Annotated in this window: 14 protein-coding genes; 8 read left to right on the forward strand and 6 right to left on the reverse strand. The window is 72.0% G+C overall.

From position 1 onward, the window contains the following. The first annotated feature begins 27 nt into the window (after nt 1-27). From ACIA6T_RS17755 to ACIA6T_RS17765, 3 genes are all read left to right on the forward strand, one after another. Nucleotides 28-1092, forward strand: coding sequence for a biotin/lipoate A/B protein ligase family protein (locus tag ACIA6T_RS17755; RefSeq protein WP_399447391.1), 1065 nt, complete (start codon nt 28-30; stop codon nt 1090-1092). A 182-nt stretch (nt 1093-1274) separates the two neighbouring features. Next, a complete protein-coding gene (locus ACIA6T_RS17760) occupies nt 1275-1940 on the forward strand; it encodes a hypothetical protein (protein ID WP_399447392.1) in 666 nt (221 codons plus the stop codon). Between the two features lie 346 nt (nt 1941-2286). Further along, the gene (locus tag ACIA6T_RS17765) at nt 2287-3144 is read left to right on the forward strand and encodes a CAP domain-containing protein (RefSeq protein ID WP_399447393.1); all 858 of its coding nucleotides are present in this window, start codon (nt 2287-2289) and stop codon (nt 3142-3144) included. A 12-nt stretch (nt 3145-3156) separates the two neighbouring features. On the opposite strand, the gene ACIA6T_RS17770 is transcribed toward ACIA6T_RS17765, so the two are convergent. From ACIA6T_RS17770 to ACIA6T_RS17795, 6 genes are all read right to left on the reverse strand, one after another. Beyond that, nucleotides 3157-4677, reverse strand: coding sequence for an NCS1 family nucleobase:cation symporter-1 (locus ACIA6T_RS17770; protein ID WP_399447394.1), 1521 nt, complete (start codon nt 4675-4677; stop codon nt 3157-3159). 25 nt (nt 4678-4702) lie between these two features. After that, complete coding sequence (locus tag ACIA6T_RS17775) at nt 4703-5704, reverse strand: TIGR03842 family LLM class F420-dependent oxidoreductase (protein WP_399447395.1); 1002 nt, start codon at nt 5702-5704, stop codon at nt 4703-4705. An 11-nt stretch (nt 5705-5715) separates the two neighbouring features. Next, complete coding sequence (hydA, locus tag ACIA6T_RS17780) at nt 5716-7119, reverse strand: dihydropyrimidinase (RefSeq protein ID WP_399447396.1); 1404 nt, start codon at nt 7117-7119, stop codon at nt 5716-5718. Between the two features lie 45 nt (nt 7120-7164). Further along, the gene (locus tag ACIA6T_RS17785; protein ID WP_399447397.1) at nt 7165-8451 is read right to left on the reverse strand and encodes an aspartate aminotransferase family protein; all 1287 of its coding nucleotides are present in this window, start codon (nt 8449-8451) and stop codon (nt 7165-7167) included. Continuing rightward, nucleotides 8448-9290, reverse strand: a complete 843-nt coding sequence (locus ACIA6T_RS17790; protein ID WP_073931194.1) for a nitrilase-related carbon-nitrogen hydrolase — start codon at nt 9288-9290, stop codon at nt 8448-8450. The genes ACIA6T_RS17785 and ACIA6T_RS17790 overlap by 4 nt, the downstream gene beginning before the upstream one ends. Before the next feature lie 156 nt (nt 9291-9446). After that, complete coding sequence (locus ACIA6T_RS17795) at nt 9447-9716, reverse strand: helix-turn-helix domain-containing protein (protein ID WP_399447398.1); 270 nt, start codon at nt 9714-9716, stop codon at nt 9447-9449. Nucleotides 9717-9749: 33 nt separating this feature from the next. Here ACIA6T_RS17795 and map point away from each other — a divergent pair, with 33 nt between their 5' ends. From map to ACIA6T_RS17820, 5 genes are all read left to right on the forward strand, one after another. Next, a complete protein-coding gene (gene map / locus ACIA6T_RS17800; RefSeq protein WP_399447399.1) occupies nt 9750-10526 on the forward strand; it encodes a type I methionyl aminopeptidase in 777 nt (258 codons plus the stop codon). 389 nt (nt 10527-10915) lie between these two features. After that, nucleotides 10916-11026, forward strand: coding sequence for a keywimysin-related RiPP (locus tag ACIA6T_RS17805; RefSeq protein WP_106409850.1), 111 nt, complete (start codon nt 10916-10918; stop codon nt 11024-11026). 22 nt (nt 11027-11048) lie between these two features. Beyond that, the gene (locus ACIA6T_RS17810; RefSeq protein ID WP_399447400.1) at nt 11049-12920 is read left to right on the forward strand and encodes a lasso peptide isopeptide bond-forming cyclase; all 1872 of its coding nucleotides are present in this window, start codon (nt 11049-11051) and stop codon (nt 12918-12920) included. Nucleotides 12921-12990: 70 nt separating this feature from the next. Continuing rightward, nucleotides 12991-13245 (forward strand): lasso peptide biosynthesis PqqD family chaperone, encoded by a 255-nt coding sequence (locus ACIA6T_RS17815; RefSeq protein ID WP_352380475.1) that lies wholly within the window; start codon nt 12991-12993, stop codon nt 13243-13245. Then, entirely contained in the window at nt 13242-13679 is a 438-nt protein-coding gene (locus ACIA6T_RS17820) for a lasso peptide biosynthesis B2 protein (RefSeq protein WP_399447401.1), read from the forward strand. Before ACIA6T_RS17815 ends, ACIA6T_RS17820 begins: the two co-directional genes overlap by 4 nt. Nucleotides 13680-13765: the final 86 nt, after the last annotated feature.

The following is a 13765-nucleotide window of genomic DNA, read 5'->3' on the forward strand; positions in this document are numbered from 1 at the left end:
TCCACGGCAGCGGTGAAAGGCGGAGTCGTGCACGGTGAGTACAAGGTTCCCGGCGGCAAGCTCGTCGTCGTGGACGTGGACGTGGAGGACGGCGTGCTGCGCCGCGCGCGGGTGGCGGGCGACTTCTTCCTCGAACCCGACGAGGCGCTGGACGCCGTGAACCGCGCCCTGGACGGCGCCCCCGCCGACACCGGCGCCGCCGGTCTGGCCGCGCGGATCGACGCGGCCCTCCCCGAGGGGACCGTGATGTACGGGCTCACCTCGGAGGGCGTCGGCATCGCGGTGCGCCGCGCGCTCGCGCACGCCACCGACTGGACCGACTACGACTGGCAGGTGCTCCACGAGGGCCCGCAGCCGCCCGCCCTGCACATGGCGCTGGACGAGGTGCTGACCGCCGAGGTCGCCGCGGGCCGGCGTCCGCCGACGCTGCGGGTGTGGGAGTGGGGCGCCCCGGCGGTGATCATCGGCAGCTTCCAGTCGCTGCGCAACGAGGTCGACGCCGAGGGCGCCCGGCGGCACGGCATCGAGGTGGTGCGCCGGATCTCCGGCGGCGGCGCGATGTTCGTGGAACCCGGCAACACCATCACGTACTCGCTGTCGGTGCCGGAGGCGCTGGTGCAGGGGCTGTCGTTCCAGGACAGCTACGCCTACCTCGACGACTGGGTGCTGGGCGCGCTCGGCGAGATGGGGATCCGGGCCTGGTACCAGCCGCTGAACGACATCGCCACCGACCAGGGAAAGATCGCGGGTGCCGCGCAGAAGCGGATCGTGGGTCCGGACGGCGGCCCCGGCGCGGTGCTGCACCACGTGACGATGGCGTACGACATCGACGCCGACAAGATGCTCGACGTGCTGCGCATCGGCCGGGAGAAACTGTCCGACAAGGGCACCAAGAGCGCGAAGAAGCGGGTGGACCCGCTGCGCCGGCAGACCGGTCTGCCGCGCGAGGCCGTCATCGAGCGGATGATCGACTCGTTCCGCGCCCGGTACGGGTCGGCGGACGGCAAGGTGACGGACGAGGAGCTGGCCCTCGCGGAGGAACTGGCACGGACGAAGTTCACCACGCCGGACTGGACCGCCCGCGTGCCGTGAGGCGCGCAAATCACCTCTTCACGGGGGTAATTGAGGCAAGACGGCGCCTTTGGCGGTACGCACCTGTCACCGCCCCTGCACGGAGCGAGTTGGCCCTTCCCGCACCACGGGAACGCGTGTGACACTGGCGTCCCGTCCGCTGTGCGGACCCCCTCCGCACCGTTCCCCATGAAGAGTGCGCCGTGCGTTCCTTTCCTCTGCCGATCGCCCTGACCGCGCGCCTGTCCCCGGTGATCGTCCTCGCCGCGGCCGGCTGGGCGCTGTCCTCCGGTACGCCGGCCGCGCCGCCGGAAGCCGCGGACCGGCCGACCGGGAAGACGAAGACCCAGTCCGCGTCCGCCCCTTCGCGGACACAGGTGGCGAAGACGTACACCGCCGCGCCGGCGCCCTGCGACAGCGTCGCCGAGAAGAGCGTCAAGTCCCTTGTGCCGGGCGCCAAGACGGCCGGCAAGGAGATCCGGTCCACGGACTCGAAGCTGCGCCGCACCTGTTCCTGGAACGCGCTCAAGGGCTACGAGTACCGCTGGCTCGACGTCTCCTTCGAGGTGCTGGAGTCGGACGAGGCGGCGGAGCGGTCGTACCAGGGGCGGCTGGAGGACAAGAGCGGCGGGGGCGCGGTCCCCGGGCTCGGGGACGCGGCGTACTCCGTCGTGAACCTCACCACCGAGGACAAGCAGCAGACGCGCGAGGGCGTGGTGGTGGCCCGCGCCTCCAACGCGCTGGTGATCGTGACGTACAACGGCAGCGACTTCGAGTCGAAGAAGGCGCCGAGCACGGACGAGATCAACAAGGGCGCCATCAAGGCCGCGAAAGAGGGGATGGCGGCCCTGAAGAAGAACCGGAATTGATGGTTCCGTGACATCCGTCACGCGAGTCGACGATCTGTTCGGGTCGCTTAGTAGGAATCCCTCCGGCGACATAGGGGACTTGTCCGTCTTGCCGTGAATGCGGAACGGGCTCCGGCGGGTGGTGGTCCGGCGGGGAGCCGGGCGTCACGCCTTCTTCGTCGCACGGGGGTTTCTGACGGCGCGGCAGGCGCCCCGGAGGGCCCCTGGCGGGCAGGTCGGCACGGTCTCCCGTCCGCCGCAAGGCCCTCACCGGTCTACGAGGCGCGGTAGTAGAAGAGCCCTTTGCGCCCGGCGCCGGGGCGTCCCAAGAATGACCAGCCTCCGGACAGCAGGGGTGAGGTCACGCATGGGAAAGCATCGCCATCAGAAGCAGTACCGGCGGACGGTCGTCGCGGCGGTCGCCGTAGGAGTCATAGGCATACCCTCGGTCGCCATGGCCTGCACGGACTGGCCCGACGAGGGACAGCGGCAGGACCGGGGCACGGCGGCCGGGGCCGAGGACAGGTGGGGCGACCCCGACTGGTACGACCGGTGGAGCAGCCGGCAGCACGGTGAGCCGACGCCCGTACCGTCGGACACGCCGACCGCCACCGCGAGCGCCTCGAAGCCCGGTACGCCGGAGGGCAGCGGCGCGGAGCCGTCGCAGAAGCCGAAGACGAAGGCCCCCGAGGCAACCGCCTCCAAGGCCGCTTCCAAGCCCACCGCCAGGCCCACGACCGCGGCCCCCGAGCCCACCACGGCCGCCCCGAAGCCCACGACCGCGGCTCCGAAGCCCACCACGGCCTCCCCGGAGCCCACCACCGGGGCCCCCGGGCCCGCCGGTGCCTCCGGTGCCGTCGCCAAGGTCGTGGAACTCGTCAACGCCGAGCGCGGCAAGGTCGGTTGCTCCCCGGTGAAGGTGAACGCCACCCTCACCAAGGCCGCGCAGGACCACAGCGAGGACATGGCGGCGAGCGGCAGCATGTCGCACACCGGGTCGGACGGCTCCTCACCCGGCGACCGCATCACCCGCGCCGGTTACGGCTGGAGCACCTACGGCGAGAACGTCGCCTACGGCTACTCCGCCCCCGAGCAGGTGATGGCCGGCTGGATGGCCAGCCCCGGCCACAAGGAGAACATCCTCAACTGCGCCTTCAAGGAGATCGGTGTCGGTCTCGCCCAGCCGGGCTCCTACTGGACCCAGGACTTCGGCACGGCCCGGTAGCCCCCGGTACGCTCACGCGCGCCGGTGGCCCGCCATCAGCGCGACGTACACGACGAGCGACGCCGCCAGACCCACCGCCCAGCCGTAGTCCGCGAGGGGCTTCAGGAAGGGGATCAGCCCGTCCTCGGGGAAGGGACCCTTCCCCGGGGCCGAGTGGGAGCCGCCCACCGCGAGCACCCCGCCGGCCAGGAAGGCGGCGACGGCACGCAGGTTCCAGCCGGAGGTGTACCAGTACCGCCCGCCGGGCGTGTACAGGTCGGGCAGGTCCAGGGCGGTGCGGCGGACGATCCAGTAGTCGGCGACGAGGATCCCGGCGACGGTGCCGAGCAGCCCGCCGACGAGACCCAGCCAGGTGAAGATGTACAGCTCGGGCGTCCCGGTGAGCTTCCACGGCATGATCAGCACGCCGACGACACCGGTGATCAGCGCGCCGGTGCGGAAGCTGATCAGCCGCGGTGCCAGGTTCGCCAGGTCGTACGCCGGTGACACCACGTTCGCCGCGATGTTCACCGAGAGGGTGGCGACGAGCACCGTCACCAGGGCGAAGAGCAGCCCGAAGACGTTGTCGGTCTTCCCGGCGAGTGCGACGGGGTCCCACACCGGGGCCCCGTACACCGCCTGGCTGCCGGACGTCACGAACACCGACAGCAGCGCGAACAGGGTCATGGTGGTGGGCAGTCCGAGCGTCTGGCCCCAGACCTGGGCGCGCTGCCCCGCGCCGAAGCGCGTGAAGTCGGGGATGTTCAGGCTCAGGGTCGACCAGAACGCGATCATGCCCATCAGGGACGGGAAGAACACCGGCCAGAAGTCGGCGCCCCAGCCGAGCCGGGACGGCTGGCCGAGCAGCGGTCCGAGACCGCCGGCCTTGTCCGCGATCCAGACCAGCAGCACCAGCGCGCCCACGATGACGAACGGCGCGGCCCAGTTCTCGAACCGGCGCAGGGTCTCCATGCCCCGGTGGATGATGGCCAGTTCGAGCGTCCAGAACAGCGCGAAGCACACCCACAGCGTCCACGGCCGGCCCCCGACCTCCGACGCCTGGGCCCAGCCGCCGAACACCTTGCCGAGCAGCACGAAGATGCCCTGGCCGCCGACCCAGGTCTGGATGCCGAACCAGGCGCAGGCCACCCCGGCCCGGATCAGCGCCGGCAGGTTGGCGCCGCGCAGCCCGAACGAGGCGCGGGCCAGCACCGGGAACGGGATGCCGTACTTGGGTCCGGCGTGACCGGTCAGCAGCATCGGCGCGAGCACGATGACGTTGGCGAGCGCGATGGTGAACACGGCCTGTTTCCAGTCCATGCCGAGCGCGACGAGACCGGAGGCGAGCAGCCAGGAGGGGATGTTGTGCGCCATCCCGACCCACAGGGCGGTGAAGTTGTACGTCGTCCAGCGGCGGCGGGCCAGCGGGACGGGCAGCAGGTCGTCGTTGACGAAGCGGCTGTCGGTGAGGGTGGTGCCCGGCGGGAGTTCGACGCGTCCCGCCGGGTCGGGTATGGGTGGGCCGGACGGCGTGGGCGGGACGGTCGCGGTCATGGGCGGGCCCCTTCGGCGAGGACTACTACTGGTGGAGTGCCGGGATGATCTCCGCGCCGTAGGCGTCGATCGTCGTCTCCTGCGCGTCGTGCATGTCGTACACGGCGAACTGGTCCACGCCCAGCTCCCGCAGTGCCCGCAGCTTCTCGATGTGCGCCTCGGGCGGGCCGAGCAGACAGAACCGGTCGACGATCTCGTCGGGGACGAAGTCCGTGGACGGGTTGCCGGCCCGCCCGTGGTGGCTGTAGTCGTAGCCGTGCCGTTCCTTGATGTACGACGTCAGCGCCTCGGGGACCAGGCCGGAGTGCTCGCCGTAGCGGGCGACCAGGTCGGCGACGTGGTTGCCGACCATGCCGCCGAACCAGCGGCACTGTTCACGGGCGTGCGCCAGGTCGTCGCCGACGTACGCGGGGGCGGCGACGCAGACGGTGACGGACGCGGGATCGCGCCCCGCCTCCACGGCGGCGGCGCGCACGGCCTTCACCATCCACTCGGTCAGGTACGGGTCGGCGAGCTGGAGGATGAAGCCGTCGGCCCTGCGTCCGGCGAGGGCGAGCGCCTTCGGCCCGTACGCGGCCATCCAGACGGGCAGCTTCCCGTCCCGCACCCACGGGATCCGCAGCGGCTGCCCGTCGACCTCGGCCTCGCGTCCCTCGGCGAGGTCGCGGATCGCGTCGATGGCCTCGCCGAGGCGGGCCAGGGTGCCCGGCCTGCGTCCGGCGACGCGCATCGCGGAGTCGCCGCGGCCGATGCCGCAGACGGTGCGGTTGCCGTACATGTCGTTGAGGGTGGCGAAGGTGGAGGCGGTGACCTCCCAGGTGCGGGTGCCCGGGTTGGTGACCATCGGACCGACCTTCAGTTTCGCGGTGTTGGCCAGGATCTGGCTGTAGATCACGAAGGGTTCCTGCCACAGTACGGCGGAGTCGAAGGTCCAGCCGTGGGTGAAGCCGTTGCGCTCGGCGCGCTTCATCAGGCTGACGACCCGTGCGGCCGGCGGGTCGGTCTGCAGGACGAGTCCGAAGTCCATGCGCGGCTCTCCTAGGTGAGGTACTGACAGGTGGACCGCGGGGTGTAGACGCCGTGTCCGGCCCGCCCGGTGTACTCCCGGTCGGTGATGACGGGGACGCCGCGCGAGAGGACGGTCTCGACGCGTCCGGTGACCCGCTTGCCCTCGTAGGCCGAGTAGTCGACGTTCATGTGGTGGGTGCCGGCGGACATGACCTGCTCCGCGTGCGGGTCGTAGATGACGACGTCGGCGTCGGCGCCGGGCGCGAGGGTGCCCTTCTTCGGGTACAGGCCGAACATCCGGGCCGGGGTGGCGCAGGCGATCTCGATCCAGCGGCGGCGGGAGATGTGTCCGTCGAGGACGGCCTGGTGGAGCAGGTCCATGCGGTTCTCCACGCCCGGGAGACCGTTGGGGATCTTGGAGAAGTCGCCCCGGCCGAGTTCCTTCTGGCCCGTGAAGCAGAAGGGGCAGTGGTCGGTGGAGACCACCTGGAGGTCGTTGGTGCGCAGGCCCCGCCACAGCGCGGCCTGGTGCTCCCTGGGCCTGAGCGGGGTGCTGCACACGTACTTGGCGCCCTCGAAGCCGGGCTCGGCGAGGTTGTCGGTGGAGAGGAACAGGTACTGCGGGCAGGTCTCGCCGAAGACGTGTCCGCCCTCGTCGCGGGCGCGCGCCAGCTCGGCGACCGCCTCGGCCGCGGAGACGTGGACGACGTACAGCGGGGCCCCGGCGACCTGGGCGAGCCGGATGGCGCGGTGGGTGGCCTCGGCTTCCAGCAGGGCCTTGCGGACCTCGCCGTGGTAGCGGGGGTCGGTCTCGCCCCGGGCGAGGGCCTGTTCGACGAGCACGTCGATGGCGATGCCGTTCTCGGCGTGCATCATGATCAGCCCGCCGTTCTCGGCGGAGCGCTGCATGGCGCGCAGGATCTGGCCGTCGTCGGAGTAGAAGACTCCTGGATACGCCATGAACTGCTTGAAGGACGTGACACCTTCTTCCACCAGAAGGTCCATTTCCTTCAGCGTCTCGGAGTTGACGTCCGAGACGATCATGTGGAAGCCGTAGTCGATGGCGCAGGTGCCCTCGGCCTTGGCGTGCCAGGCGTCCAGGCCCTGGCGCAGGGACTGGCCGACGCTCTGCACGGCGAAGTCGACGACGGTGGTCGTACCGCCCCAGGCGGCGGCCCGGGTGCCGGTCTCGAAGGTGTCGGAGGCGGAGGTGCCGCCGAACGGCAGCTCCATGTGGGTGTGGACGTCGACCCCGCCCGGGAGGACGTACTTGCCGGTGGCGTCGATGGTCCGGTCGGCGGTGAAGGCGTCGGCGGCCGGGGTGGCGGAGGCCGCGAGGGCGGCGATCCGGCCGTCCTCGATCAGGACGTCGGCGTGGATCTCGTCGGAGGCGGTGATGACCAGACCACCACGGATGACGGTACGGCTGCTCATGGTGCTCCCTCTCTACGAGCTTCTGCGAGCTTCTGCGAGCCGGTGCTACGACGTGCTCCGCAGGGCGCGTTCGAGGATCCCGGCGCCTTCCTCGGCCTCCGCGACGTTGAGGGACAGCGGCGGGGCGACGCGCAGGGCGCTGGTGTTGTGGCCGCCGCCCTTGCCGATGAGCAGGCCGTCCGCACGGGCCGCCTCCAGGACGGCGGACGCGGCCGCCGGGTCGGCCTCGTCGGTGCCGGGTTTCGCCAGCTCGATGCCGATCATCAGCCCGCGCCCGCGCACCTCGCGGACGGCGGGGACGTGGGCGGCGGCGGCCCGCAGCCGCTCGATGAGCAGGCCGCCGACCCGGCGGGCGTTGCCCTGGAGGTCGTGCTCCAGCAGGTAGTTGAGGTTGGCGAGGCCCGCCGCCATGGTGATCTGGGTGCCGCCGAACGTCGAGATGCTGTTGGCGTCCAGGCAGTTCATGATCTCGGCGCGGGCGACGACCCCGCCGATGGACATGCCGTTGCCGATGCCCTTGGCGAAGGTCAGCATGTCGGGCGGTCCGCCGCGGCCGTGCGCCTGCCAGCCCCAGAAGTGCTCGCCGGTGCGGCCCCAGCCGGTCTGCACCTCGTCGGCGATCCACAGGATGCCCCGCTCGTGCAGCACCTCGCGGAAGGCCGCGTACAGGCCGTCGGGAGGCGAGGTGAAGCCGCCGACGCCCTGGATCGGCTCGGCGATCAGTGCGGCGGGCGGGCGGGTGTGGCCGAGGACGTCCTTCAGGTCGTCGACGCAGGCCGCGACGAAGTCGTAGTCGTCGAGCGCGGCGAACGGGCCCCGGGTGCGCACGCCGCCATGGACGTAGTGCGTCTGGAGCGGGGAGAGCGAGGTCGGGGACCAGCCGCGGTTGCCGGTGATGCCGACCGAGCTGAAGGAGCGGCCGTGGTAGCTGTTGCGCATCGCCAGGATCGTGTTGCTGTTCCGGTAGGCGGTGGCGAGCAGCAGGGCGGTGTCGTTGGCCTCGGTGCCGGAGGTGGTGAAGAAGACCCGGGCGTCCGGGATGCCGCTCAGCTTCGCGATGCGTTCGGCGAGTTCCACCATCTGCCGGTTGAGGTAGAGCGTGGAGGAGTGGACGATCCGGCCGGCCTGGTCGCTCACCGCCTTGGTGACCTCGGGCAGGGCATGGGCGGTCATGGTGGTGAGGATGCCGCCGAAGAAGTCGAGGTAGCGGTTGCCCCGTGAGTCCCAGACGTGGCGGCCCTCGCCGTGGGTGATCTCGATGGGCTCCTCGTAGTAGAGGGCGAGCCAGTCGGGCAGCACGGACCGGTGGCGGCCCAGCAGGTCGCCGGTCACGGCCGCACCAGCCCCTCGTAGGCGTCGGGGCGGCGGTCGCGGTAGAAGGCCCACTGCTGCCGCACCTCCTCGATGAGGTCGAAGTCCAGGTCGCGGACCACGAGTTCCTCCTTGCTGTCGCTGGCGACGTCGCCGACGAACTGTCCGCGCGGGTCGACGAAGTACGAGGTGCCGTAGAAGTCGTTGTCGCCGTACTCCTCCACGCCCACGCGGTTGATCGCGGCGACGAAGTACTCGTTGGCGACGGCCGCCGCGGGCTGCTCCAGCCGCCACAGGTGGGACGAGAGGCCGCGGTGCGTGGCGGACGGGTTGTAGACCAACTGGGCGCCGTTGATGCCGAGTTGCCGCCAGCCCTCCGGGAAGTGGCGGTCGTAGCAGATGTAGACGCCGACCTTGCCGACGGCGGTGTCGAAGACGGGCCAGCCGAGGTTGCCGGGCCGGAAGTAGAACTTCTCCCAGAACCCCTTGACCTGCGGGATGTGGTGCTTGCGGTACTTGCCGAGGACGGTGCCGTCGGCGTCGATCACGGCGGCGGTGTTGTAGTAGTAGCCCGACTGCTCGACCTCGAACACCGGTACGACGATCACCATGCCGGTCTCGCGGGCCAGCTCCCGCATCCGGTGGACGGTCGGCCCGTCGGGCACGGGCTCGGCCCAGCGGTAGTGCTCGGGGTCCTGGACCTGGCAGAAGTAGGGGGCGTTGAACACCTCCTGGAACCCGATGACCTTCGCGCCCCGCCGGGCCGCCTCACGGGCGTGCTCCTCGTGTTTCGCCAGCATGGACTCGGTGTCACCGGTCCAGGTGGCCTGGACCAGAGCGGCACGTACGACGTTGGCCATGAGCTGCTCCTTCGACGCGACGTCAGAGCCTCTACGCCCGTAGAAACGGCCGTAGAGGGACGAACGTAAGCCTCTCGGGCGGCCTTGCCAAGACCATCGTCGTGAACCCGCTGGGTCGATCGTGTTTCAGCACTCCTGTGGGTGAGCCCGCCGGACTCAGGCGGCGACCGGAGCCTCCGGCGCCGTAGGCGCGCACCGCCCCACCAGGTCGTCCATCGACAGACCGAGCGCGCCGGCCAGCGCGGCCACCGTGAAGAAGGCCGGGGTCGGGGCGCGCCCCGTCTCGATCTTGCGGAGGGTCTCCGCGGAGATGCCGGCGTCCGCCGCGATCTCGGCCATGCTGCGGCCGCCGCGTGCCTCGCGCAGCAGCCGGCCGAGCCGCTCGCCGCGTTCGCGCTCTTCGGGGGTCAAGGGGGTGCGCACCATGGCACCCATTCTAATACCGGTATAGTAATTGGCATGGTGGAGCTGAAGACCGACACATCGATCGATGCCATGTACGAGGCGGGCCAGGTCGTCGCGCACGCGCTGACGGCCGTACGGAACGCCGCCGACGTGGGCGTCTCCCTGCTGGAGCTGGACCAGGTGGCGCGGGACGTGCTGCGCGCGGCGGGCGCGACCTCGCCCTTCCTGGGCTACCGGCCCTCCTTCGCGCCGACCCCCTTCCCGGCCGTGATCTGCGCGTCCGTCAACGACGCGATCGTGCACGGCATCCCGGACGGCTACCGGCTGCGCGACGGGGACCTCGTCTCGATCGACTGCGGCGCCCAGCTGGGCGGCTGGGCCGGGGACTCGGCGATCAGCTTCACCGTGGGCACCCCGCGCCCGGCCGACGTGACACTGATCGGGACCGCCGAGCGGGCGCTCGCGGCGGGCATCGAGGCGGCCGTCGTCGGCAACCGCATCGGCGACATCGCGCACGCGATCGGCACGGTGTGCCGCGCCGGGGGGTACGGCATCATGGAGGACTTCGGCGGCCACGGCATCGGCCGCCGCATGCACGAGGACCCGGGCGTGCCGAACGAGGGCCGGCCGGGGAGGGGCATGCCCCTGCGGCACGGCATGGTGTTCGCGATCGAGCCCATGCTGATCGCGGGCGGCACCGACACGTACCACGCCGCCCCGGACGGCTGGACCCTCCGCACCGACGACGGCTCCCGCGCCGCCCACGTGGAACACACGGTGGCGATCACGGAGACGGGCCCCCGCATCCTCACCGCCCGCCGAGCCGCGTGAGAACGCTCCCCTCACCCACACGAAACGGAGTAGGGCGGTGCACGCCGAGGCTGGTGAACGCGCCCCGGCGGCTCCCCTTCCACACACCCGCCCGGACCGGCGCACCGGGCGGGTGGTGCGGCGCGGAAGGCAAGGTGGAAACGTTTCTTCGCGTGGACACCGGAGTGATCCGCACACCCCTACCGCACCTGAAAGGACGGAGCCGGGCCGACCCGCAAGCGGAATCGCCAGGCATTTTGCACACAGTCATATTTTCTTGGGTCTTCTTGCCCTGCCCGGCAGTTCTGCCGCTAGCTGGGTGCCGCGCCGCTCCTCGCCCTGGACTCCCGATGAGTCACGGGCACGTCGACGAGGGGAGCGGGCCGAGCAACCAGCACGCGAGGAGAGTCATGAAGAAGGCATACGAAGCGCCGACCCTCGTCCGTCTCGGTACGTTCCGCAAGGAGACCGGGCTCCTGGGCAAGCACGGCAACGACCGGCTGATCCTGAGCAAGAACTGACGGACGGCACCGACCCGACGTCATGACACCACTGCACGCGAGTGCGGGGACGGGCCCCGGCGACGCGCACCTCGCGGTCTTCACCGACCGCGAGGAGGCGGCCGCCGCGGCCCGCTCCTTCGCCCGGTCCGGCTGCCGGACCGTGAGCCATCCCTCGGGCCGGCCCTGGCTGGTCGGCCACTGGCGCGACGACGAGGCCGTCACCGTGCGCGCCGGTGACGCCGCCCTCGCGGTCATCGGCTGCTGCCCCGTGACGGCGGACGAGCTACGGCGCAGGGCGGCCCGGTTGCGCGACCTCGCCGAGATCGACGCGCTGGCCCGCTCCCTGCCGGGCAGCTTCCACCTGATCGCCGCCCTCGACGGAAGGATCCGGGTCCAGGGCACCGCCTCCGGCCTCCGGCTGGTCTTCCACGCGGAGATCGCCGGCGCCCGGGTCGTCGCCACCCGGGCCGACCTGCTCGCCGACGCCCTCGGGCTCGACCCCGATCCCGCGGAACTGGCCGTCCGGCTGCTGTGGCCCGCCCCGTATCCGCTGTACGAGACGTCCCTGTGGCCCGCGGTCACCGCCGTACCCCCGCAGGACGCGGTGGTGGTCGCGGCGGACGGGCGCGGCGCACGGCACACGCGGTGGTGGACGCCACCCGAACCGGTCGTGCCGCTGGTGGAGGCGGCCGGCCCGATCCGCGCGGCGCTCCAGGACGCCGTCGACGCGCGGACCCGGCAGGGTGGCGTGGTCAGCTGCGACCTGTCCGGCGGGCTGGACTCCACCTCCGTCTGCTTCCTCGCCGACCGCTCCCCCGCCCGCGTGGTGGCCTCCACATGGCCGGGACGCGACCCGGCGGACACCGACCTGTACTGGGCCGAGCGGGCGGCCCGCCATCTCCCGGACGTCGAGCACGTGGTCTGGGACGCGGACGCCTCGCCGCTGGTCTACGACGACCTGCTGGGCATCGACGACGTGCTGGACGAACCCACCATCGGCGTGATGGACCGCTCCCGGGCCCTGCACCACCTGCCGGGGCTGGCCGCGCGCGGCAGCCGCGTCCACCTGACCGGTATCGGCGGCGACCACGTGGCCTGGTGCTCCGAGGCGTACTACCACCGGCTGCTGCGCACCCGCCCGCTGCACGCGCTGCGGCAGCTGCGCGGGTTCCGGGCCCTGTGGCAGTGGCCGCTCGGCGGCACGGTCCGCGCCCTGGCCGACACACGACCGTACGGGAAGTGGCTCGCCGACACCGCCGGCCGGCTGCGCGAACCGGCCGCGCCGTCCTCCGTCGGCACGGGACTCGGCTGGGGCATGGCTCCCCGCCTGCTCGGCTGGGTGACCGCGGACGCCGAGGGGCTGGTGCGGCGGGCGCTGCTCGACGCCGTCGCGACGGCGACTCCGCTGCACCCCGACCGGGGCATGCACGCGGATCTGGAGCAGATCCGCTCCACCACGCGTGTCATCAGGCAGTGGGACCACATGGCGGCCCGCGCCGGCCTGCCCATGGCCTCGCCCTTCTTCGACGACCGGGTCATCGAGGCGTTCCTCGCCGTGCGCCCGGCCGAACGGGTCACGCCCTTCCGGTACAAGCCGGTGCTGACCACCGCGATGAGCGGGGTGGTTCCCGAGCCGTGCCTGCGCAGGACGAACAAGGCCGCGGCCTCCATGGACGCCTCCAACGGACTGCGCGAGAACCGTGCCGACCTGCTGGCGCTGTGGGAGGACTCCCGCCTGGAGCGACTCGGTCTGGTGGACGGCGCCGAGCTGCGCCGTCTCGCCCGGCGGCCGGCCTCCCCCGGACTGTCCGACGCCGTCCTCTACTCGACGATCGCCGCCGAGGTGTGGCTGCGCGGGCGCTCCCGCAGCCGCGGCGGCTCCTCTGCCCGCACCGGCACCCGTGTCCCGTAGGACCTGTCCGACGATTCCCGCCTGCCGCACGTGCCGCGAGGCCCCGTCCGCGGCGCAGAAAGGTGATGCCATGCCCCTGCGTTTCGACGCACACGTCTCCACGGCCGAGACCGACTACGGCACCGTGCTCCTGGACGAACGGGCCGGAAGATACTGGGAGTTGAATCCCACCGCCACGCTGGTGGTGCGGGCGCTGCTGGACGGCGGCGAGGTCGCCGACGCGGCCGCCGCCCTGGTCCGCGAGTTCGACATCGACACGGCGCAGGCCCTGCGGGACGTCCAGGCGCTCGTCGGTGATCTGCGCGAGGCGGGGCTGGCCTCATGACGACACCCAGCGCGCTGGAACGCCCCACCGGTGTGCCGTTCGGACAGCGGCTGGCCGCCCGGCTGGTCCTGGCGCCCGCCACCGCCCTCGCCCTGCTGCCGCCGCGCCGCATCCGCGCCGTGCTGCGTGTGCTGCGGTGCGGCGCGGCACCCGCCACCGCCGTCCAGGCGCAAGGCGCGCGCGACGCCCTGTGCGCCGTGAGCCTGCGCTGCACCGGGCCGAAGGGGTGCCTGCCGCGTTCCCTGGGCGCCGCGCTGCTGTGCCGGCTGCGCGGGACGTGGCCGACCTGGTGCGCCGGGGTCCGTGTCGTGCCGCCCTTCACCGCCCACGCCTGGATCGAGGCCGAGGGGCATCCGGTCGGCGAAGGCGTGCCCGACGGCTACTTCGCCCGGCTGGTCTCCGTGGAGCCGTCCTCCCGCCCACCGTCGCGATGACCGACCACCGGCCCCCGGCCCCCGGCGATCCGGCACCGGCACGCCCGACGCCCACCGGTCCGACGACCGAGGACCCCGCACCCCCC

The organism is Streptomyces sp. NPDC051740, assembly GCF_044453165.1.
Lineage (GTDB): Bacteria > Actinomycetota > Actinomycetes > Streptomycetales > Streptomycetaceae > Streptomyces > Streptomyces atrovirens.